Genomic DNA, 20810 nt, shown 5'->3' with positions numbered 1-20810 from the left:
TTTTCAGGCCCGCTCATTTGCCCATACCCCCCATGTCTGCTAGTGTCGCGCCGGTTTAACGTCAACCGGAAATAGCCGCCATGGCCCGCAAAAAAGCTGCACTGGATTTCGAACAATCCCTCGCCGACCTGCAAACGCTGGTGGAGCGTCTGGAGAACGGCGAATTGTCGCTGGAAGACTCGCTGACCGCTTTCGAGCAGGGCATCGGGCTGACCCGTGATTGCCAGGCGGCGCTGGCCCAGGCCGAGCAGAAGGTTCAAGTGCTGCTCGAGCGTGATGGCGAGTTGGCCGAGGAACCCTTCGACGCGGATCAGCCAGAATGATTGCAGCGTATTCGGCAGCCAGCCAGGCCCGCGTCAATGCAGCACTGGAAACCCTGTTCAACCCGCCGAGCCCTGAGCTCGCCCGCCTCTATGAAGCCATGCGCTACAGCGTGATGAATGGTGGCAAGCGTGTACGTCCGCTGCTGGCCTACGCCGCGTGTGAAGCGCTGGGCGGCAAGGCCGAGCAAGCCAACGGCGCAGCCTGCGCGGTTGAGCTGATCCATGCCTATTCGCTGGTGCACGACGATTTGCCGGCCATGGACGATGACGACCTGCGTCGCGGCCAGCCGACCACCCATAAGAAATTCGACGAAGCCTGCGCGATTCTCGCCGGCGACGGTTTGCAGAGCCTGGCCTTCAGCGCCCTGCTCGACCCACGCCTGAGCTCGTCGGATGCCGAAACCCGGCTGCAAATGGTCAGCGCCCTGGCGCTGGCGGCAGGCCCGGCGGGCATGGTCGGCGGGCAAGCCATCGATCTTGGCTCGGTGGGACTGAAGCTCGATCAAAAAGCCCTTGAATACATGCATCGGCACAAGACCGGCGCGTTGATCGAAGTCAGCGTCAAACTCGGTGCCCTGGCCAGTGGCCGTGCCGAGAAGGACGAACTGAAGTCGCTGCAAAGTTATGCACAGGCCATCGGCCTGGCATTTCAGGTCCAGGACGACATTCTCGACGTCGAAAGTGACACCGCCACCCTAGGTAAACGCCAGGGCGCCGACATCGCCCGGGACAAGCCGACCTACCCGGCGCTGCTCGGTCTCGACGCGGCCAAGGCCTACGCTCTGGAACTGCGCGACCAGGCCCTGCACGCACTGCGACCGTTTGACGCGGCAGCCGAGCCCTTGCGCGATCTGGCCCGGTACATCGTTGACCGCCGCAACTGACGGCGTATCCGCCAAAAAAGACCAACGCGTGGGCAGGGGGCGATGCATCAGGTAAACTGCCGCATCTTTTATACCTATAACGATTCGCCTGATGCCCACGACGTTTCATGAGATTCCCCGTAAGCGCCCGACCACGCCCCTGCTCGACCGTGCCAACACGCCGGACGGCCTGCGCCGGTTAGGCGAAGCCGAGCTGGAAACCCTGGCTGATGAGTTGCGCCTGGAATTGCTCTACACGGTCGGCCAGACCGGTGGGCATTTCGGTGCCGGCCTGGGCGTGATCGAGCTGACCATCGCGTTGCACTACGTTTTCGACACCCCGGACGACCGGCTGGTGTGGGACGTGGGTCATCAGGCCTATCCGCACAAAATCCTCACCGGCCGTCGCGCGCGCATGAGCACCCTGCGCCAGAAGGATGGCATCGCCGCCTTCCCGCGTCGTTCCGAGAGCGAGTACGACACCTTTGGCGTCGGCCACTCCAGCACCTCGATCAGCGCAGCGCTGGGCATGGCCATTGCCGCCCGCCTGCAACACAGTGATCGCAAGGCGATCGCGGTGATCGGCGACGGCGCACTGACCGCCGGCATGGCCTTCGAGGCGCTGAACCACGCGCCGGAAGTGGACGCCAACATGCTGGTGATCCTCAACGACAACGACATGTCGATCTCGCGCAACGTCGGCGGGTTGTCGAACTATCTGGCGAAAATCCTTTCCAGCCGCACTTACGCAAGCATGCGCGAAGGCAGCAAAAAGGTCCTGTCGCGCCTGCCCGGCGCCTGGGAAATCGCCCGTCGCACGGAAGAATATGCCAAAGGCATGCTGGTCCCTGGCACGCTGTTCGAAGAGCTGGGCTGGAACTACATCGGCCCGATCGATGGCCACGACCTGCCGACCCTGATCGCCACCCTGCGCAACATGCGCGATCTGAAAGGCCCGCAATTCCTGCACGTGGTCACCAAAAAAGGCAAAGGCTTCGCCCCGGCGGAAGTCGACCCGATCGGTTACCACGCCATTACCAAACTCGAACCGCTGGACGCTCCGGCCGCCGCGCCGAAAAAAGCCAGCGGGCCGAAATATTCCGGTGTGTTTGGTGAGTGGCTGTGCGACATGGCCGCAGCCGATCCGCGCCTGGTCGGGATCACCCCGGCGATGAAGGAAGGCTCCGACCTGGTGGCCTTCAGCGAACGCTTCCCGACGCGCTATTTCGACGTGGCGATTGCCGAGCAACACGCCGTGACCCTGGCAGCCGGCATGGCCTGTGAAGGCGCCAAACCGGTGGTGGCGATCTATTCGACCTTCCTGCAACGCGGTTACGACCAGCTGATTCATGACGTCGCGGTACAAAACCTCGACGTACTGTTCGCCATCGACCGCGCCGGCCTGGTGGGCGAAGACGGCCCGACGCACGCAGGCAGCTTCGACCTGTCGTTCCTGCGTTGCATCCCCGGCATGCTGGTGATGACCCCGAGCGACGAAAACGAACTGCGCAAAATGCTCAGCACCGGCCACCTGTACAACGGCCCGGCGGCGGTGCGTTACCCGCGTGGCACCGGCCCGAATGCACCGATCGCGAAAGACCTCGAACCGATCGAAATCGGCAAGGGCGTGGTTCGTCGTCAGGGCAGCACAGTCGCCCTGCTGGTGTTCGGCGTGCAACTGGCCGAGGCACTGAAAGTCGCCGAGAAGCTGGATGCAACGGTCGTCGACATGCGTTTCGTCAAACCGCTCGACGAAGCACTGGTTCGCGAAATCGCCGGCAGTCACCAATTGCTGGTGACCGTCGAAGAGAACGCGATCATGGGCGGCGCCGGTGGCGCGGTCAGCGAGTTCCTCGCCCGCGAGAACATCCTAAAGTCGGTGCTGCACCTGGGCTTGCCAGACATCTACGTCGAACACGCCAAGCCTGCGCAAATGCTCGCCGAATGCGGGCTGGATGAAGCCGGGATCGAAGAGGCGGTGCGTCAGCGCCTGCAATTGCTGAATATCTGATCCTCTGGCTACATGCAAAACCCTGTGGCGAGGGAGCAAGCTCCCTCGCCACAGGTTAAAGATCGGGTGCGATCAACTGACAGAGCTTGGCCGTCGCTTCGATCATCTGCCCACTCGGTCGTTCCAGGCCTTTATCCGTCACCAACAGCAATTGCCCCTGCGCCACCGCCGTCACCTGGGGCCAGGCCTTCCACGCCTCGAGCTGCGCCTGATCGCTGGCCAGAATCACCTCGGGGTTGCGCTGCAACACCGCCTCCACACTGACCTGCGGTGCAGGCTGTGGCAGATCGGCAAACACATTGCTTGCCCCGCAAACCTGTAGCGCATCGCTGATGATCTGCCTTCCGCCCACGGTGTACAGCGGCCGATCCCAGACTTGATAAAACACCCGCAGCGGCTCATCCCTTCGATAGCGCTGGCGCAGGGAGTCGAGTCGCTGACGCAGTTTTTTGGCCAATGCAACGCCCCGCTCCGCTCGCCCGAGTTGCGTGGCTATCGCTTCGATCTGCACAGTGAGTTGTTCGAGGTTATGCGGTTCGGCGACATAGGTGGGAATGTTCAGCCGTTTGAGCTGTTCACGCTGAGCCGGCCCCACACTGCCTGGCCAGAGCAGCAGTAAATCGGGCTTGAGGCTGAGCAATCGCTCCATGTCCAACTGACCGTAGCGGCCCACCGAAGGAATGTCTTTGAGCTCGGCCGGACGCTCACCGGCATCCAGCACTCCGACCAGCAGGTCAGCCGAATTCAGTTCAATCACGATTTCGGAAAGCGACGGTGCCAGGCTGACAACACGCTCGGCCGCAGCTGCCGGACCACCGATGGCCAGCAACAGGACTGCCAGCCAGACGCATCGCATCAGCCGAGTTGACGCGGGATACGGTAGAGGTAGAACAGCACCACCGTCGACAACGCCAGCAGCATCAGCGGCACGGCTTCCAGACCAACGAAGACTGCCAGTGCGCCGATCCAGGCGGGCAGGCCGGCGACCAGAAACGCAGCACGGCGTTTCGCGGCCAGGGCGATCCAGGCGGCGGGTTCTTCAGGGGTATCGAGGGCTTTTTGGGTCGCGATCAGCGCATGTTTGTAACCGCCAAAGAACTTCAGGCTGACAAACATCGACGCCACACCGGCAATGAAAAACGGCATGGCCAGCACCGGCAGAATCGCCTCGCTTTGGCCGAATAAGCCATTGACCACGAACAGCGGCAGCAAGGCCAACGCCAGATATTGCCACCAGTTGACGGCCAGTCGTCGCCGTACCTGACCGCGGGTCACGCCCTGTCAGCCTCGCCCTGGTGCTCGTTGCCCATCATGTGGTCGAGCTTGCTGGCCTTGGTCGCCAGGTAGAGTTTGTTATGCGGGTTGTGCCCGGTGTGCAACGGCACGCGCTCGGCAACCACGATGCCCATGTCAGTCAAGGCTTTGACCTTGCGTGGGTTGTTGGTCATCAGACGCAGGGACTTCACGCCCAGGTGCTCCAGCATCGGCAGGCACATGGCGTAGTCGCGCTGGTCGGCGGCAAAGCCCAGACGTTCGTTGGCTTCAACGGTGTCAGCACCGCCGTCCTGCAATTCATAAGCGCGGATCTTGTTCAGCAGGCCAATGCCACGGCCTTCCTGACGCAAGTAGAGCAATACGCCACGGCCTTCACGGGCGATCGCCTGCAACGCCGCCTCGAGTTGCGAACCGCAGTCGCAACGCTGGCTGAACAAGGCATCGCCGGTCAGGCATTCGGAGTGCAACCGGCCGAGTACCGGCGCACCGTCGGCGATCTCACCCAGACTCAACACCACGTGCTCGCGCCCGTTCTCTTCATCGAGAAAGCCGTGCATGGTGAATTGCGCAAAAGGCGTTGGCAGCTTGGAAGCGGCGACAAAAACGACAGGCACCGGTGTGCTCCTGATCTATAAGTACTGAAGATTCGCAGAGGCGGCATTGTAACAGCACGTTCCTACAGACGCTTAGGCTGAATTATCGGCCATAACGATCAAAAAGTTTGATATCTGCCCCGCGCCCGCATTGAACGTTTTCATTTCGAGCCGAACGGATAGGGCTGTTTCCAGTGTTCGAAGACCGGTTTCAGCTGACCGCTTTTTACCAGCAATTCCATACGCTGGTCGAACAGCACCATCAACTGCCGTGCCCGAGGGGTATCGGCGAAGCACAGGTACAGCGGTAAATCCGCGATGTGCGTGCGGCGGAACTGCGACGGATCCTTGGCTCGGCTGACGATAGAGTTAACCTCGTCCAGCGCGTCAATGTAGTAGTCGACGTGGTTGTGGATCAGCATCGGCAGAATCCCGGTACGCCGCGCGACTTCGTTATAGCGCTGCACGTTGGGCAGGTAAGCCTGGTACTTGTAGCCGCGTACCCAGGCCAAACGGTAACTGCCCAGATTTTCCGGGGTCGGCGCCGGATTGGTGGCCAGGCCCAGTGCATAGATCGGATCGGTATCGAAACTCCAGCGCGGATAGAGCACGTCACTGACTTCATCCCGATAGGCACCGACACACGCGTCCACTTCGCCACGCTGTGCCAGGCCCGTGGCGCGTGTATACGGTTCGATTCGAATATCCAGTTTGACGCCCGCAGGCTCGAACACTTCGCGCAACACGTCCCAGCCCAAACCACGACCATCGGCGGCGGTAAAGTCTTCCCACGCTTCGCTGGCCAGGTGAATCACGGACGGCGTCGTCGGTGCATCCCCCGCCTGGGCGAACGAGCAAAACGTCGCGAAAACCATCACCATCAACCAGCGAGCCATCTTTCGTCCTCGACTGTAGCCTTCAGGCGAAAAGCCAGACCAGCCCTTGCATCGCCAACCACGCGAACACCCCGGCCAGCACGTCGTCGAGCATGATCCCGACGCCACCGTGCACATGCCGGTCGATCCAGCGAATCGGCCACGGCTTGAGGATGTCGAAGAAGCGGAACATCAGGAACCCCGCCAACAACCAATACCAACCTTGCGGCACCAGCCACAGGGTGATCCACATCCCGACCATTTCGTCCCAGACGATGCCTTCATGGTCGTGCACGCGCAAATCGTCGGCGACCTTGCCGCACAGCCAGAAGCCGAACAGCATGGTGATGCCGAGCATCAGCCAGTAGCCCCAGTCGGGCAGCATCTGCCACAACGGAATAAAGGGTAACGCCACTAACGAACCCCAGGTGCCCGGCGCTTTTGGCAGGGTGCCCGAGCCGAAGCCGAACGCCAGGAAATGCCACGGATTGCGCCAGACCGACGGTGGTACGAACTCCGACGGAACCTGTTTGGGATGATCTGTCACGGTGTCTCCCGAAAATGTTGGTAACCCCGGATTGGCGGGGTGATGTCGTGTCCGTCGGCGTCCAGCAGAATCACGCCCTGCCCTGCAACCACCTGCCCGAGCACATGGATCGGCCAGCCGTCCGCCAGTAACGATGGCAACTCGGCAGGCGGCAAGGTGAAGGCCAGCACGTAATCGTCACCGCCACTCAGGGCAGCCTGCTCAGCGCCGGATTGACCAAGGAAAGCCAGCAGCGCCTTCGACAACGGCAGCCTGCTGCGCTCTACCCGAATCCCGACTTTCGACGCCAGGGCAATATGCCCGCAGTCGGCGAGCAGGCCGTCGGAGATGTCCAGCGCGGCGGTGGCCTTGCCACGCAAGGCCTGGCCCAACGCCAGTTGCGGTTGCGGCGACCAGTAGTGGGCCAGCAATGGATCGGCGATGGCCGCGTCCGCAGTCCGCTGGCCGAGCACCAGCGGCAATGCGCCCGCGCCGTTACCCAGTTCACCGCCCACACAGAGCAAATCACCCGGCCGTGCGCCACTGCGGGTCAGCGCCAGACCGGTCGGCACTCGACCGAACACAGTCATGGTCAGGCTCAACGGCCCGCGAGTGGTATCGCCGCCCACCAGTGCCACACGGCAATTCTGCGCCATGAGGTTCAAACCACGGGCGAACGCTTCCAGCCAATCGGAAGTCCCGATCGGCAAGGTCAAGGCAAGGGTAAAGGCAACGGGGGTGGCGCCCATGGCGGCCAGGTCGCTGACGGCCACGGCCAGCGAGCGCTGGCCGAGCAGAAACGGATCGCAGGGGTCGGCGAAATGCACACCGGCCACCAGCGTATCGGTAGAAATCGCCAACTGCTCCCCGGGAGGAATAGCCAGCAAGGCGCAGTCGTCGCCAATCCCGAGGGCAACGCCTTCACCGCCCTGCGCGCAAGGCGCGGCGGCGAAGAAGTTGCGGATCAGCTCAAACTCACCCATGGCAATGGCAGTTCAAGCGCCAATCAGCGCTTGAACGCCTTCACTTCGGCTTCACGCAGACGCGGGGCCAGCTTGTCGAGCACACCGTTGACGAACTTGTGGCCGTCGGTGGAACCGAAGACCTTGGCCAGTTCGATGCCTTCGTTGATCACCACGCGGTACGGCACGTCGACACGCTTGAGCAGTTCCCATGTGGACAGGCGCAGAACCGCCAGTTCAACCGGGTCCAGCTCTTCGATGGTCAAGTCCAGGCAAGGCTTGAGCGCGGTGTCGATCTCGGTCTTGAACTGCGGAACCCCGTGCAGGATTTCGCGGAAGTACGCGCCATCGACATCGGTGAAATCGTTATCGACCCGGAACTGCGCTTCGATCTCGTTCAGCGACTGCTTGGCCATATGCCATTGGTACAGCGCCTGGGTCGCGAGCTGACGGGCCTCGCGACGCTTTGCGCTTTTCGATGGCTTGCCGGCATCCGCAGGCTTTGGATCGCGCGGGTTGAAACGATCGCTATCGTCGCTAATCACTTGGCCTCCAACTGCGCCAGCAGGCTGACCATTTCCAGAGCGGACAGGGCAGCTTCAGCACCTTTGTTACCGGCCTTGGTGCCGGAACGTTCGATGGCTTGTTCGATGGAATCAACGGTCAGTACGCCGAAAGCGACCGGTACGCCGAACTCCATGGACACCTGGGCCAGGCCCTTGGTGCATTCGCCAGCCACGTATTCGAAGTGCGGAGTACCGCCACGAATGACCGCGCCCAGGGCGATGATTGCCGCGAACTCGCCCTTCTGAGCGACTTTCTGCGCAACCAGCGGGATTTCGAAGGCGCCAGGCGCACGGATGATGGTGATGTCGCTTTCGCTCACGCCATGGCGAACCAGGGCATCAACTGCACCGCTGACCAGGCTTTCAACCACGAAGCTGTTGAAACGGCCCACTACCAGAGCGTAGCGGCCTTTAGGGGCGATGAAGGTACCTTCGATGGTCTTCAGGGTCATTCGTTAGATCTCTTAAAGAGCCGGGACGCGTTTTCTACGCATCCCTCAGTGATGTGTTAGCCGCGAATCAAGGACTGGAAACAACCGGTCATTATTCGGAGGGCACGTATTCTACAACTTCCAGATCGAAACCGGATATCGCATTAAATTTCATCGGCGCAGACATCAGGCGCATTTTACGCACGCCCAGGTCCCGAAGGATCTGCGAACCGGCACCAACGATGCTGTAGGTGGTCGGCTTTTTCACTGCGCTGTGGTCGGCGGTTTCGCGGATGTGCGCCAGCAAGACATCGCCATCGAGCGGGTGACCGAGCAACAGCACCACACCGCTGCCAGCCTCGGCAACCGCGGCCATGGCGGCGCGCAGGCTCCAGCGGCCCGGTTGCTTGACCATCAGCAGGTCACGCAGCGGGTCCATGTTGTGCACCCGAACCAGGGTCGGTTCTTCGGCGCACACGTTGCCCAGGGTCAGGGCCATGTGCACGTCGCCTTCCACCGAATCACGATAGGTCACCAGGTTGAACTGGCCCAGTTCGCTGTCCAGCGGCTGCTCGGCAATCCGCTGAACGGTACGTTCGTGGATCATCCGGTAGTGGATCAGGTCGGCAATGGTGCCGATCTTGATGTTGTGCTCGGCGGCAAACGCTTCGAGTTCGGCGCGACGGGACATGGTGCCGTCGTCGTTCATCACTTCGCAAATCACACCGCTCGGCTCGAAACCGGCCATGCGCGCCAGGTCGCAAGCCGCTTCGGTATGGCCGGCGCGGGCCAGGGTGCCGCCGGCCTGAGCCATCAGCGGGAAGATGTGGCCGGGGCTGACGATGTCTTCAGCCTTGGCGTCTTTGGCGGCAGCGGCTTGTACGGTACGCGCACGGTCGGCCGCGGAGATACCGGTGGTCACGCCTTCGGCGGCTTCGATGGACACGGTGAACTTGGTGCCGAAGCCGGAGCCGTTGCGTGGCGCCATCAACGGCAGCTTGAGCAGTTCGCAGCGCTCGCGGCTCATTGGCATGCAGATCAGGCCACGGGCGTGCTTGGCCATGAAGTTGATGTGCTCAGCCTTGCAGCACTCGGCGGCCATGATCAGGTCGCCTTCGTTCTCGCGGTCTTCGTCATCCATGAGGATGACCATCTTGCCTTGGCGGATGTCTTCAACCAGTTCTTCGATGCTATTGAGCGCCACAAGGCACCCCCTTGAGTCAGGATTTGAGGTAGCCGTTTTGGGCCAGAAAGCTTTCAGTAATAGTGCCGCCAGACTTCTGCGAAGAGCCAGGCTCAGCAGCCTTGTCGCCCAGCAACAGGCGCTCCAGATAACGTGCCAGCAGATCGACTTCCAGATTCACCCGGCGACCTGGCTTGTAAGCAGCCATGATGGTTTCGCTCAGGGTGTGCGGAATGATCGTCAGCAAGAACTCGGCGCCATCGACCGCGTTCACCGTCAGGCTGGTGCCGTCGACGGTGATCGAGCCTTTATGGGCGATGTACTTGGCCAGTTCTTTCGGCGCGCGGATGCGAAATTCCACGGCGCGGGCATTGTCGCTGCGCGAAACCACTTCGCCGACACCGTCGACGTGACCGCTGACCAAGTGCCCACCGAGGCGGGTGGTCGGGGTCAGGGCTTTTTCCAGATTCACTGGGCTGCCGCTCTTGAGGTCATTCATGGCGGTGCAGTCAAGGGTTTCGCGACTGACGTCCGCCGCAAAGCCATTGCCCGGCAGCTCAACCGCCGTCAGGCACACGCCGTTGACGGCAATGCTGTCGCCCAGCTTGACGTCGCTCAGGTCGAGCTTGCCGGTTTCTACGTAAACCCGCACATCTCCGCCTTTTGGGGTCAATGCACGAATACTGCCGATGGATTCGATGATGCCGGTAAACATGGAGTCCTCCTCGAGAACAGGGCCTTCTGGGCTGCAGCCGGGAATTATACGCTGACCGTTGGGACAGGTATGGCAATGACTCGCCAGTCATCGCCAACCGCGCGGATTTCGGTAATTTTGAGCTCGGGCGCATCTTTCATCTGCGCCAGCGGCCAGTCCAGTAACGGGCGCGCCGTGGAGCCGAGAAACTTGCCGGCAATGAAAATCTGGAACTCGTCCACCAACCCTTGCTGAGCAAACGCCCCGGCCAGACGCGGACCGGCTTCGACCAGTACCTCGTTGACGTCACGGGCAGCCAGTTCAACCAGCAACTTGCGCAGGTCGACCTGGCCATCGTCGCCCGCCACGATCAGGCATTCCGGACCGTTGGCGTATTGCTCTTCGATCGCCATGCACGTCGCGACCAATGCCGGACCGGCCTTGAAGAACGGCGCGTCCAACGGCACCCGCAGGCGACCGTCGATCAGCACGCGCAGTGGCGGACGGCTCATGGCCAAGGCGGTTTGTTCGGGATCGAGGCCCAATTCATCGGCACGCACGGTCAAGCGGGCATTGTCCGCCAGCACCGTGTCGGCGCCGGTCAGCACCACGCTGGCCTGCGCGCGCAGCCGTTGTACCGCCGAGCGCGCCGCCGGGCCGGTAATCCATTGGCTCTCGCCGCTTTCCATCGCCGTGCGACCGTCGAGGCTCATGGCCAACTTGACCCGCACGAACGGCAAGCCGTGTTCCATGCGCTTGAGGAAGCCTTCATTGAGCTTGCGCGCCTCACCTTCCAGCACGCCACTTTCGGTGGCGATTCCCGCCTGGGCCAGACGTTGCAGACCGCGACCGGCAACTTCCGGGTTCGGGTCCTGCATCGCCGCAACGACGCGCGCCACACCGGCATTCACCAGCGCATCGGCGCAGGGCGGTGTACGTCCGTGGTGGCTGCACGGTTCCAGGGTCACGTAAGCCGTGGCGCCTCGCGCCTTGTCACCGGCGGCACGCAAGGCGTGGACTTCGGCATGGGGCTCGCCGGCGCGCACATGCCAGCCTTCGCCGACAATCTGCCCGTCACGCACCACCACGCAGCCAACTCGTGGGTTGGGGTGCGTTGTGTAATGACCTTTGCGCGCCAGTTCCAGGGCACGGGCCATGTAATGGGCGTCGAGGATGGCTTGTTCCGGGGAGGTGGTCATTCTTTCACCGGTTCACGGGCGAGGCGATCGATCTCTTCGCGGAACTCGTTGAGGTCCTGGAAGCGTCGGTACACCGAAGCGAAGCGGATATAGGCGACTTCATCCAGCTTTTTCAGCTCGGCCATCACCAGTTCGCCGACCACGAGGGATTTGACCTCGCGCTCGCCAGTGGCGCGCAGCTTGTGTTTGATGTGCACCAGCGACGATTCCAGGCGCTCGACACTCACCGGGCGCTTCTCCAGCGCTCGCTGCATGCCGGCACGAAGTTTTTCTTCGTCGAACGGCTGGCGACTGCCGTCGGTTTTGATCAGGCGCGGCAACACCAGTTCAGCGGTTTCGAACGTCGTGAAGCGTTCGCCGCAGGCCAGGCATTCACGCCGGCGGCGCACCTGTTCGCCCTCGGCGACCAGACGCGAGTCGATGACCTTGGTGTCGTTGGCACCGCAGAAGGGACAGTGCATGGTGGCAGGCAACAAAAAATGGGAGGGCCATGGTAGCGCATCCCCGTGGCAAGACAAGCCATAGGGTTTGCGGTATACAGACGGGCTATAATGTTTTCACCTTGCTGGAGCCGCCAATGTCGTTACGACCGCTCGTTTTGCTCAGTCTTTTCAGCCTGCTGGTGGCCTGTGGCAGCGATGCACCCAAGCCCCAGCCACCAACACCAGGCCCAGCGCCGCAACAGGCGCAGAAGAAGGCCAAGGCGTCTGCCGAGCTCGGCCCGCTGCCGGCTTACCAACGTGAAATCAGTGGCACCCTGATGGGCGTGCCGGCCGACGCCGAAGTCGAACTGGCGCTGCTGGTGATCGACGAAAAGGATCGCCCGCAACAATTGCTCGCCAGTGCCAACCTGATCGGCACCAATCAGGTGTTGCCGTTTCGCCTGCGTTTCAACCCTGAATCCTTCCCGGTTGGCGCTCGCGTTGAACTGCGCGGCCGCGCCAGCCAGTCCGGGCAGTTGATTCTGCATCTGCCGGCGCAACTCATCACCCAGCCGACGACCCAGGCCCTGGGTCAGTTGCAATTCGTCAAAGCGCCATGATTGCACCGCTCGACCTGCAACAGGCGTTGGGTGAACTGCTCGGTGACGCACAGCTTGTAGCCTGTGAATTGCCGGGCACCGAGCTGAAACTCTGGCTGATCGACGGCGACAACATGGATCGCGCCTTCAGCCCCGAAGAAACCCGGCGGATTCTCCACGAGCCGCCGTACTGGAGTTTCTGCTGGGCCAGTGGGCTGGCCGTGGCCCGCTATCTCGCCGAACACCCGCACTGGGTCGTAGGCAAACGGGTGCTGGATTTCGGCGCCGGTTCCGGCGTGGCTGCGATTGCGGCCGTGAAGGCCGGGGCGCTGGAAGTGGTGGCCTGTGACCTGGACCCGCTGGCGATTGCCGCGTGTCGGGCGAACGCCGAACTCAATGATGTGCAGCTGCGCTACTCGACGGATTTTTTCGCCGAAGCGGATCGATTTGATCTGGTTCTGGTGGCCGACGTGTTGTACGACCGGGAGAATCTGCCGCTACTCGACGAGTTTCTCAGCCGTGGCCGGGAAGCGTTGGTGGCGGATTCACGGGTGCGGGATTTTCGCCATCCGCTGTATCAGCGCATCGAGATGCTGCAGGCGATGACCTTGCCGGACCTGGCCGAACCCGAAGAGTTTCGGCATGTGAGCCTTTACCACGCGCGGCGCGGTTAGCAAAAAGCTTCGCGGGCAAGCCTCGCTCCTACAGGGTTGGGTGGCGATTTCGAAATCAGCGCGGACCTGTAGGAGCGAGGCTTGCCCGCGAAGACGTCCTGCCTGGCAGCACATCACTCAATGATCACCCCGCTTTCAGCCGCCCCCCACCAAGCCTTATAGTGGCCTCATCCACGCTTTTACGAGATCCCCCATGAGTCAGGAAACGCCGTACATCTTCGACGCCACGACTGCCGATTTCGACCAGTCGGTGATCGAGAACTCTTTCCACAAACCGGTACTGGTGGATTTCTGGGCCGAATGGTGTGCGCCGTGCAAGGCCTTGATGCCGATGCTGCAAACCATCGCCGAGAGCTATCAGGGTGAGTTGCTGCTGGCCAAGGTCAACTGCGACATCGAGCAGGACATTGTTGCGCGTTTCGGCATTCGCAGCCTGCCGACCGTGGTGCTGTTCAAGGACGGTCAGCCGGTGGACGGTTTTGCCGGTGCGCAACCGGAATCCGCAGTGCGCACGATGCTCGAACCTCATGTGCAAATGCCGCCTCCAGCCGCCGCCGACCCGTTTGAACAGGCTCAGGCGCTGTTCGATGAAGGCCGTTTCGCCGACGCCGAAGCCACACTCAAAGTCTTGCTGACTGAAGACAACACCAATGCCAAGGCACTGATCCTCTACGCCCGCTGCCTTACCGAGCGCAGCGAGCTGAGTGAAGCGCAAACCGTACTCGACGCGGTCAAGACCGACGAACACAAGGCCGCGCTGGCAGGCGCCAAGGCGCAGATCCAGTTTCTCGGTCAGGCCAGGGATTTGCCGGATGCGGCAGACCTGAAAGCACGCCTGGCGAAAAACCCGCAGGACGATGAGGCGGTCTATCAACTGGCGATCCAGCAACTGGCCCGTCAGCAATACGACGCGGCGCTGGATGCGTTGCTGAAACTGTTCATCCGCAATCGCAGCTACAACGAAGGCTTGCCACACAAGACCTTGCTGCAAGTGTTCGAACTGCTGGGCAACGATCACCCGTTGGTGACCACGTACCGTCGCAAGCTGTTTGCCGCGCTCTATTAAGCTCTTTTTTGCGGCTTACTCGATCCAGCTGTAGAGCGGTGTATCCCCGCCGCTCACCACTTTGACATCTGCGCAGTGGCGCAAGCGCACCAACAAGCGCTTGCCCGCCGCTGCGCTGCCGGTCAGCCCTTCCAGTTGCTCCAGCAAATCCGGCCCACTCAATTGCCTGGCCTTGCGCAGCAATTCTTTGGCAATCTGCCATAGCGCATCATCCTGATTCACCGGTTTGACCGGTGTTGCACTCGCCTCGGGTTTGGCAGCCTGCAACTGCGCACCGAGCTGCGCCCAGTCGCCCTCATCCAGTTCAAGGGTCAAATCCACCGGCCAGTCGCCGATGCTTCCGCGTATTCGCAACATAAGTCTGCTCCAGCACATACCTGACTCGCATGCTCCCATGGGTCTTGCACAACGCCAAGCAGACGGTCAAACTCTCGGCACTTTCGTTATAAGATTACATAACAAATTTTTCATTTTACTTTTCGGAGACCCGTCATGCGCCGTCTGCTGCTCGCTTTGCCGTTTGCCTTGTTACCGCTGGCTGTCGCCCACGCGGCTGTCGAGCAAGATCACGACCATGAGCACGGCAGCCTCGGTGCCCACGAACACGGCGTCGGTCGCTTGAATGCGGCGCTGGACGGCCAGACCCTGGAGCTGGAGCTGGAAAGCCCGGCAATGAACCTGGTGGGGTTCGAGCACGCCGCCACCACCGATGCCGACAAGGCCAAAGTCGCCGCCGTCCGTGCCCAACTGGAAAAACCACTGACACTGTTCAACCTGCCGAAAGCCGCCGGGTGCGTGGTCGCGACCCAGGAGCTGGAAAGCCCGTTGTTCGGTGACAAACCGGATGCCGACGATGAGCATGAAGAAGCCAAGGATGGTCACGAGCATCAACATGACCACAGCGAAATCCACGCCCGTTACCAATTCAGCTGCTCGGCCCCGGGCGCGCTGAAGACCCTGGACCTGGCGACTGTCTTCAACACGTTCCCGGCTACCCAGAAGATTCAGGTACAACTGATCAGCCCGAGCGGACAGCAAGGGGTTGAAGTGACGGCCAAAACCGCCGCCCTGAAATTCTGATCCGACACCGCTCCCACAGGGTTCACCATCAACCTGACCGGTTTCACATGACCCAAGCACTCATCGAACTGTCCGACCTGGGCTTCAGCTGGCCCGGTCACCCGCCGCTGCTGGACATCCCGGCGTTTCGCCTGGAGCCTGGTGAAACCCTGTTCCTCAAAGGCCCCAGCGGCAGCGGCAAGACCACCCTGCTCGGCTTGCTCGGCGGTGTGCAAAAGCCTGATCGCGGCAGCATCCGGCTGCTCGGCCAGGAATTGACCGAACTGTCTGCCGGGGCTCGCGACCACTTCCGGGTCGATCACACCGGCTACATCTTCCAGCAGTTCAACTTGCTGCCGTTTCTGTCGGTGCGGGAGAACGTCGAATTGCCCTGTCACTTCTCGAAACTGCGCGCCGAGCGGGCGAAACAGCGCCACGGCAGCGTCGATCAGGCCGCCGCCACCCTGCTCGCCCATCTGGGCCTGAAGGACGAAAGCATTCTGGGCCGTCGTGCCGATTCGCTGTCCATCGGCCAGCAGCAACGGGTCGCTGCCGCGCGTGCGCTGATCGGTCAGCCGGAACTGGTGATCGCCGACGAACCGACCTCGGCACTGGATTACGACGCCCGCGAAAACTTCATTCGCCTGCTGTTCGCCGAATGCCGCGAAGCCGGCTCGAGCCTGTTATTCGTCAGCCACGATCAGAGCCTCGCGCCGCTGTTCGATCGCCACCTGTCGCTGGCCGATCTCAATCGCGCCGCCACCCCGTCCGAGGTTTGAGATGTATCTGTTTCGTCTAGCCATGGCCAGCCTCGCTAACCGTCGCTTCACCGCGATCCTCACCGCGTTCGCCATCGCCCTGTCGGTCTGCCTGCTGCTGGCGGTGGAGCGGGTGCGCACCGAGGCCAAGGCCAGTTTCGCCAGCACCATCAGCGGCACCGACCTGATCGTTGGCGCGCGTTCCGGCTCGGTGAACCTGCTGCTGTATTCGGTATTCCGCATCGGCAACGCCACCAACAACATCCGCTGGGACAGCTTCGAGCAGTTCGCCAACAACCCGAAAGTGAAGTGGGCGATCCCGATGTCCCTCGGCGATTCCCATCGTGGTTATCGGGTGATGGGCACCACTGAGGCGTACTTCGAGCATTACCAGTACGGCCATCAACAGCATCTGGAACTGGCCGACGGCCGTGCCTTCGCCAGCGATCCGTTCGAAGTGGTGCTCGGTGCCGAAGTGGCCGACGCGCTGCACTACAAACTCGGCGACAAACTGGTGCTGGCCCATGGCGTGGCGGCGATCAGCCTGGTCAAGCACGACGACAAGCCGTTCACCGTGGTCGGCATTCTCAAACGCACCGGCACCCCGGTGGACCGCACGCTGCACATCAGCCTCGGCGGCATGGAAGCGATCCACATCGACTGGCACAACGGCGTACCGGCGCGGGGTAACGGTCGAGTCAGTGCCGATCAGGCGCGCAACATGGACCTGACGCCGCAAGCGATCACCGCGTTCATGCTCGGCCTTAACAACAAGATTTCGACCTTCGCGTTGCAACGTGAAATCAACGAATTCCGTGGCGAACCGATGCTGGCAATCCTGCCGGGTGTGGCGTTGCAGGAGCTGTGGAGTTTGATGAGCACGGCGGAAAAAGCCTTGTTCGTCGTCTCGCTGTTCGTGGTGCTGACCGGGTTGATCGGCATGCTCACGGCGATTCTCACCAGCCTCAACGAGCGGCGCCGGGAGATGGCGATTCTGCGTTCGGTGGGCGCGCGGCCATGGCATATCGCGACTTTACTGGTGCTGGAAGCGTTTGCCCTGGCGCTGTCGGGAGTGATTGCCGGCGTGGCGCTGCTGTATGTGGGCATCGCCGTGGCGCAGGGTTACGTGCAGTCGAATTACGGTTTGTACCTGCCGCTGGCCTGGCCAAGCGAATATGAATGGACGCTGCTCGGTGGCATCCTGATCGCCGCGCTGCTGATGGGCAGCGTGCCGGCCTGGCGCGCTTATCGCCAATCCTTGGCCGATGGCCTGTCGATCCGCCTGTGAGGACGTTGAACATGCCCCGCGCTCTGCTTGCGCTGTTGATGCTGGTTGCTCTGCCGCTGTGGGCGGCCGAGCCGAAAGACCTGACCTGGTCGGAAATGATCCCGCCGGATGCCCCGCCGGAAGTGCCGAACATGACGCCGCTGCACGACCTGTCGAAGATGAGCGACGCATTGTCCGCGGAGTCGGCCCCGGCCGCCAAACAGGACATGCCGAACGCGCCGGTGGTGAAAAGTCTCGATGGCCAGAACATTCGCTTGCCGGGGTACATCGTGCCGCTGGAGGTCAGTGAAGAAGGCCGCACCACGGAGTTTCTGCTGGTGCCATATTTCGGCGCCTGCATCCACGTACCGCCTCCGCCGTCGAACCAGATCGTGCACGTCAAAAGCGAAGTCGGCGTGAAGCTCGATGAGCTGTACCAGCCGTACTGGGTCGAAGGTGCGTTGCAGGTCAAGGCGTCCACCAGCGAATTGGCGGATGCCGGGTATCAGATGGAGGCGCAGAAGATTTATGTGTATGAACTGCCGGAGTGAATCCGGTGGTGATCTGTCGCCTACTGGACTGCCATCGCGGGCTTACCCGTGATGAGGCCATCAAAGGTTCCGCAAAAATCTGGGCCATCACTGTTTCGTTGAGCTGAGTCAAAAGACCGTATCAGTTGGATCCCTACCATTGGACATCAAGCATTTTTAACGTCCTTTGGAGCCCCCATGCACAAGTCCCTGCTCAGCGCTTCGCTGCTTGCCCTCGCACTCGCAGCCCCGCTCACCCATGCCCATGAGGCTGGCAATATCATCGTTCGGGCCGGTGCGATCACCGTCAATCCGACAGCCGACAGCTCCAGCGTCAAGGTCGATCAAGGCCCGCTGAAGGGCGCCGACCTGGGTGGCAAGGCCACCATGAGCAGCGACACGCAACTGGGCCTGAACTTCGCCTACATGATCACCAACCACCTGGGGATCGAACTGCTCGCGGCCTCGCCGTTCGAGCATGACGTGAAGCTCAAAGGCACCGCGCTCGGCGCCGCCAACGGCAAACTCGGCACCCTGAAACACCTGCCGCCGACCCTGAGCCTGGTCTACTACCCGATGGACGCCAAGTCCGCATTCCAGCCGTATGTTGGCGGCGGTATCAACTACACCTGGATCTACGACGAGCACGTCGGCAGCGAAGCCAGCGCCAACGGCTTCAGCAACTTCAACGCGAAAAACTCCTGGGGCCTGGCCTGGGAAGTCGGGGCCGACTACATGCTCACCGATAAGGTGATGATCAACGCCCAAGTGCGCTACATCGACATCGACACCCGTGCCACCGTGGAAAACAACGCCGTGGCTCCGGGCACCCGCGCACGGGTGAACGTGGACGTCGATCCGTTCATCTACATGGTCGGTCTGGGTTACAAATTCTAAGCAACATGTGATCAGCTTTTGTGGCGAGGGAGCTTGCTCCCGCTGGGCTGCGAAGCAGCCCCAAGATTGATGGCGACTGCTGCGCAGTCGAACGGGAGCAAGCTCCCTCGCCACGGAACTGCATCGGTCATATTCGACACACAAAAAAGGCGCCTTCAAGGCGCCTTTTTCACGGCTGTGTAAAACCTCAGCGCCCCAACAACCGCGCCAGGCCAACGCTCATTGGCGTCTGCTCCGGGTAGGTGAACCGCTCCAGCAAACGCCGGTTATTCGCTCGTGAATGACGGATGTCACCGGAACGCGCCGGGCCATAGCTAACAGGCGGCAGCTTGCCGACCACGGCTTCAAGGGCTTCAAGCATCTGCTTGAGAGTCGTCGCCTGATTCCAGCCGACATTCACCGCGCCGACCTCAACCTGCGGTTTCTCGATGGCTTGCACCAGCACGTCCACCAGGTCTTCGACGTAGACAAAATCCCGAGTCTGCTCGCCATCACCGAACACGGTGATCGGCAGGCCTTTCTGCGCGCGCTCGCTGAAAATGCTGATCACACCGGAGTATGGCGAAGACGGATCCTGACGCGGGCCGAAGATGTTGAAGAAGCGGAAAATCACCGGTTCCAGACCATGCTGGCGGCGATAGAAATCGAAGTAATGCTCGCTCGCCAACTTGTCCACCGCATACGGCGTCAACGGTGCCTTGGGCGTGTCTTCGTCGATCGACTCGCCCTCGCCATTGTTGCCATAGACCGCTGCGCTGGACGCGTACAACACGCGTTTGACACCGGCCTGACGCATGGCTTCGCAGACGTTCAGCGAGCCGATGAAGTTGCTCTGGTGAGTTTTCACCGGGTCATCCACCGAAGCCTGCACCGAAGCCACCGCGGCCAGATGCGCCACCGCGCTGCAACCGAGCATCGCCTGCGCCACCAGGGCGGCATCAGCGACATCGCCTTCGATCAGTTCAACGAGGGGATTGTCCATCGGCAGGTTGCTGCGCTTGCCGGTGGACAAGTCATCGAGAATTCGCACCGAATGCCCTTTGGCAAGCAAGGCGTCGGTCAGGTGCGAACCGATGAAACCGGCGCCGCCGGTGATTAAAACAGGGCCGTCAGCCATGGCGATAAAACCTATCCAGTAAGCCCGGGAGTGCCGCGCGCCAGGCGCGGGGCTTGATCCCGAAAGTGTGCAGAATTTTCTTGCAGGCCAGCACCGCGTGTTGCGGTTCTTCGGCAGCGTCGGGCCGCGCGGCGTGAGCCTGGGCGGTCGGCGCTTCGATGGCCAGCGGATGCAGGGCGCGCGCTTCAGTGAGAATCGCCTGCCCCAGTGCCAGCGGTGTGGTCGCCTCATGCCCGGCGTAGTGGTAGGTGCCCCACAGCGGCGCAGCACAATCGAGTTGCTTGAGCACCGAAATGATCACTCGGGCAGCGTCGTCCACCGGCGTCGGATTACCGCGACGATCATCCGCCAACAGCAGTTCTTCAGCTTTCTCGGCCCGGGCGAGGAATCGCCCGAGGGTGCCCTCGGGGCTGTCATCGAGCAGCCAGCCGAAACGCAGCAACACATGCTGTGGACAAGTGGCGCGCACGCTTTGCTCAATGCGCCACAAAGCTTGACCGCGCAGGCCCAACGGTACCGGTTCGTCTTTTTCGCTGTAGGCGGTCGCCCGGGAGCCATCGAACACGCGATAACTCGACGGTTGCACCAGCACGATGTTGTGATGCTGGCACAATTCGGCCAGACGCTCGATGGCGCGCTCCTGCCCGGCCAGACGCTGTTCGCTGACGGTCTCCGCCTGGAACCAGTCGAAATAGTAGGCGAGATTGATCAACGCATCCGGACGGGTATCGTCGAGCAGTTGCGTCAGGCTCGCGGCGTCCCAGCCGTCTTGTGGTGGGCGGGGGGCGAGGAAACCGATGTCTTCCTCCGCACCGAGGCGAATCAGCGCCTGCCCAAGGGCATTTCCGCCGCCCAGTAACATAAGGCGCATTCGCATAGAGTCAGCAGGCCCAGTCTGATTGGAACGATGGCTTTATCGA

At 61.8% G+C, this 20810-nt stretch carries 26 protein-coding genes; 11 read left to right on the top strand and 15 right to left on the bottom strand.

Translation table 11 applies throughout. From position 1 onward, the window contains the following. Window positions 1–80: 80 nt before the first annotated feature. The 3 genes from ACEN8R_RS27635 to dxs all read left to right on the top strand — a co-directional run bounded on the left by ACEN8R_RS27635 (window position 81) and on the right by dxs (window position 3197). Window positions 81–323 (top strand): exodeoxyribonuclease VII small subunit, encoded by a 243-nt coding sequence (locus tag ACEN8R_RS27635; protein ID WP_007894317.1) that lies wholly within the window; start codon window positions 81–83, stop codon window positions 321–323. After that, window positions 320–1207, top strand: a complete 888-nt coding sequence (ispA, locus tag ACEN8R_RS27630) for a (2E,6E)-farnesyl diphosphate synthase (protein ID WP_018925698.1) — start codon at window positions 320–322, stop codon at window positions 1205–1207. Before ACEN8R_RS27635 ends, ispA begins: the two co-directional genes overlap by 4 nt. 91 nt (window positions 1208–1298) lie before the next feature. Next, window positions 1299–3197 carry a 1-deoxy-D-xylulose-5-phosphate synthase gene (gene dxs, locus ACEN8R_RS27625; protein ID WP_018925697.1) on the top strand — a complete coding sequence of 633 codons (1899 nt, stop codon included), beginning with the start codon at window positions 1299–1301 and terminating at the stop codon, window positions 3195–3197. Between the two features lie 55 nt (window positions 3198–3252). On the opposite strand, the gene ACEN8R_RS27620 is transcribed toward dxs, so the two are convergent. The 12 genes from ACEN8R_RS27620 to nrdR all read right to left on the bottom strand — a co-directional run bounded on the left by ACEN8R_RS27620 (window position 3253) and on the right by nrdR (window position 11962). Beyond that, window positions 3253–4053: a cobalamin-binding protein gene (locus ACEN8R_RS27620; RefSeq protein WP_018925696.1), complete on the bottom strand. Its 801-nt coding sequence runs from the start codon at window positions 4051–4053 to the stop codon at window positions 3253–3255. Beyond that, window positions 4053–4472: a hypothetical protein gene (locus ACEN8R_RS27615; protein ID WP_018925695.1), complete on the bottom strand. Its 420-nt coding sequence runs from the start codon at window positions 4470–4472 to the stop codon at window positions 4053–4055. Before ACEN8R_RS27615 ends, ACEN8R_RS27620 begins: the two co-directional genes overlap by 1 nt. Next, entirely contained in the window at window positions 4469–5086 is a 618-nt protein-coding gene (gene ribA, locus ACEN8R_RS27610) for a GTP cyclohydrolase II (protein WP_018925694.1), read from the bottom strand. Before ribA ends, ACEN8R_RS27615 begins: the two co-directional genes overlap by 4 nt. Before the next feature lie 140 nt (window positions 5087–5226). Then, window positions 5227–5961, bottom strand: coding sequence for a type 2 periplasmic-binding domain-containing protein (locus ACEN8R_RS27605; protein ID WP_018925693.1), 735 nt, complete (start codon window positions 5959–5961; stop codon window positions 5227–5229). Between the two features lie 22 nt (window positions 5962–5983). After that, window positions 5984–6487: a phosphatidylglycerophosphatase A family protein gene (locus ACEN8R_RS27600; protein WP_018925692.1), complete on the bottom strand. Its 504-nt coding sequence runs from the start codon at window positions 6485–6487 to the stop codon at window positions 5984–5986. Beyond that, window positions 6484–7449 carry a thiamine-phosphate kinase gene (gene thiL, locus ACEN8R_RS27595; protein WP_018925691.1) on the bottom strand — a complete coding sequence of 322 codons (966 nt, stop codon included), beginning with the start codon at window positions 7447–7449 and terminating at the stop codon, window positions 6484–6486. Before thiL ends, ACEN8R_RS27600 begins: the two co-directional genes overlap by 4 nt. A 23-nt stretch (window positions 7450–7472) precedes the next feature. Beyond that, window positions 7473–7973: a transcription antitermination factor NusB gene (gene nusB / locus ACEN8R_RS27590; protein WP_007933632.1), complete on the bottom strand. Its 501-nt coding sequence runs from the start codon at window positions 7971–7973 to the stop codon at window positions 7473–7475. Next, window positions 7970–8446, bottom strand: a complete 477-nt coding sequence (gene ribH, locus ACEN8R_RS27585; RefSeq protein WP_003228649.1) for a 6,7-dimethyl-8-ribityllumazine synthase — start codon at window positions 8444–8446, stop codon at window positions 7970–7972. Before ribH ends, nusB begins: the two co-directional genes overlap by 4 nt. 91 nt (window positions 8447–8537) lie before the next feature. Then, entirely contained in the window at window positions 8538–9629 is a 1092-nt protein-coding gene (gene ribBA / locus ACEN8R_RS27580; RefSeq protein WP_018925690.1) for a bifunctional 3,4-dihydroxy-2-butanone-4-phosphate synthase/GTP cyclohydrolase II, read from the bottom strand. Between the two features lie 16 nt (window positions 9630–9645). Next, window positions 9646–10323 (bottom strand): riboflavin synthase, encoded by a 678-nt coding sequence (locus ACEN8R_RS27575; RefSeq protein WP_018925689.1) that lies wholly within the window; start codon window positions 10321–10323, stop codon window positions 9646–9648. A gap of 44 nt (window positions 10324–10367) precedes the next feature. Continuing rightward, on the bottom strand, window positions 10368–11501 hold the full coding sequence (gene ribD / locus ACEN8R_RS27570; protein ID WP_018925688.1) for a bifunctional diaminohydroxyphosphoribosylaminopyrimidine deaminase/5-amino-6-(5-phosphoribosylamino)uracil reductase RibD: 1134 nt from the start codon (window positions 11499–11501) through the stop codon (window positions 10368–10370). Next, entirely contained in the window at window positions 11498–11962 is a 465-nt protein-coding gene (nrdR, locus tag ACEN8R_RS27565; RefSeq protein ID WP_007906838.1) for a transcriptional regulator NrdR, read from the bottom strand. The genes ribD and nrdR overlap by 4 nt, the downstream gene beginning before the upstream one ends. 116 nt (window positions 11963–12078) lie before the next feature. Between nrdR and ACEN8R_RS27560 the strand changes: the two genes are divergently transcribed. From ACEN8R_RS27560 to trxA, 3 genes are all read left to right on the top strand, one after another. Beyond that, window positions 12079–12543 carry a YbaY family lipoprotein gene (locus ACEN8R_RS27560; RefSeq protein WP_018925687.1) on the top strand — a complete coding sequence of 155 codons (465 nt, stop codon included), beginning with the start codon at window positions 12079–12081 and terminating at the stop codon, window positions 12541–12543. Then, window positions 12540–13196, top strand: coding sequence for a class I SAM-dependent methyltransferase (locus ACEN8R_RS27555; protein ID WP_018925686.1), 657 nt, complete (start codon window positions 12540–12542; stop codon window positions 13194–13196). Before ACEN8R_RS27560 ends, ACEN8R_RS27555 begins: the two co-directional genes overlap by 4 nt. Window positions 13197–13389: 193 nt before the next feature. Continuing rightward, a complete protein-coding gene (gene trxA, locus ACEN8R_RS27550; RefSeq protein WP_018925685.1) occupies window positions 13390–14262 on the top strand; it encodes a thioredoxin in 873 nt (290 codons plus the stop codon). Between the two features lie 15 nt (window positions 14263–14277). Here trxA and ACEN8R_RS27545 read toward each other — a convergent pair whose 3' ends face one another. Beyond that, window positions 14278–14619 (bottom strand): hypothetical protein, encoded by a 342-nt coding sequence (locus ACEN8R_RS27545; RefSeq protein WP_018925684.1) that lies wholly within the window; start codon window positions 14617–14619, stop codon window positions 14278–14280. Between the two features lie 135 nt (window positions 14620–14754). Here ACEN8R_RS27545 and ACEN8R_RS27540 point away from each other — a divergent pair, with 135 nt between their 5' ends. The 5 genes from ACEN8R_RS27540 to ACEN8R_RS27520 all read left to right on the top strand — a co-directional run bounded on the left by ACEN8R_RS27540 (window position 14755) and on the right by ACEN8R_RS27520 (window position 18773). Then, a complete protein-coding gene (locus ACEN8R_RS27540) occupies window positions 14755–15342 on the top strand; it encodes a DUF2796 domain-containing protein (protein WP_018925683.1) in 588 nt (195 codons plus the stop codon). Between the two features lie 47 nt (window positions 15343–15389). Then, the gene (locus tag ACEN8R_RS27535; protein WP_018925682.1) at window positions 15390–16100 is read left to right on the top strand and encodes an ABC transporter ATP-binding protein; all 711 of its coding nucleotides are present in this window, start codon (window positions 15390–15392) and stop codon (window positions 16098–16100) included. A 1-nt stretch (window position 16101) separates the two neighbouring features. Continuing rightward, window positions 16102–17367, top strand: a complete 1266-nt coding sequence (locus ACEN8R_RS27530) for an ABC transporter permease (protein ID WP_007933653.1) — start codon at window positions 16102–16104, stop codon at window positions 17365–17367. A gap of 11 nt (window positions 17368–17378) precedes the next feature. Beyond that, a complete protein-coding gene (locus ACEN8R_RS27525) occupies window positions 17379–17897 on the top strand; it encodes a DUF3299 domain-containing protein (protein ID WP_018925681.1) in 519 nt (172 codons plus the stop codon). 177 nt (window positions 17898–18074) lie between these two features. Next, a complete protein-coding gene (locus tag ACEN8R_RS27520; protein ID WP_495624489.1) occupies window positions 18075–18773 on the top strand; it encodes an OmpW/AlkL family protein in 699 nt (232 codons plus the stop codon). A gap of 187 nt (window positions 18774–18960) precedes the next feature. Here ACEN8R_RS27520 and ACEN8R_RS27515 read toward each other — a convergent pair whose 3' ends face one another. After that, the gene (locus ACEN8R_RS27515; protein WP_019650850.1) at window positions 18961–19890 is read right to left on the bottom strand and encodes an NAD-dependent epimerase/dehydratase family protein; all 930 of its coding nucleotides are present in this window, start codon (window positions 19888–19890) and stop codon (window positions 18961–18963) included. After that, window positions 19883–20767: a sugar nucleotide-binding protein gene (locus ACEN8R_RS27510; protein ID WP_032833719.1), complete on the bottom strand. Its 885-nt coding sequence runs from the start codon at window positions 20765–20767 to the stop codon at window positions 19883–19885. The genes ACEN8R_RS27515 and ACEN8R_RS27510 overlap by 8 nt, the downstream gene beginning before the upstream one ends. Between the last annotated feature and the right edge of the window lie 43 nt (window positions 20768–20810).

The sequence above is a fragment of the Pseudomonas sp. Pseusp15 genome (assembly GCF_059492165.1).
The sequence above is the reverse complement of the archived record's forward strand: the minus strand, read 5'-3'. Positions and strand labels throughout refer to the sequence as shown.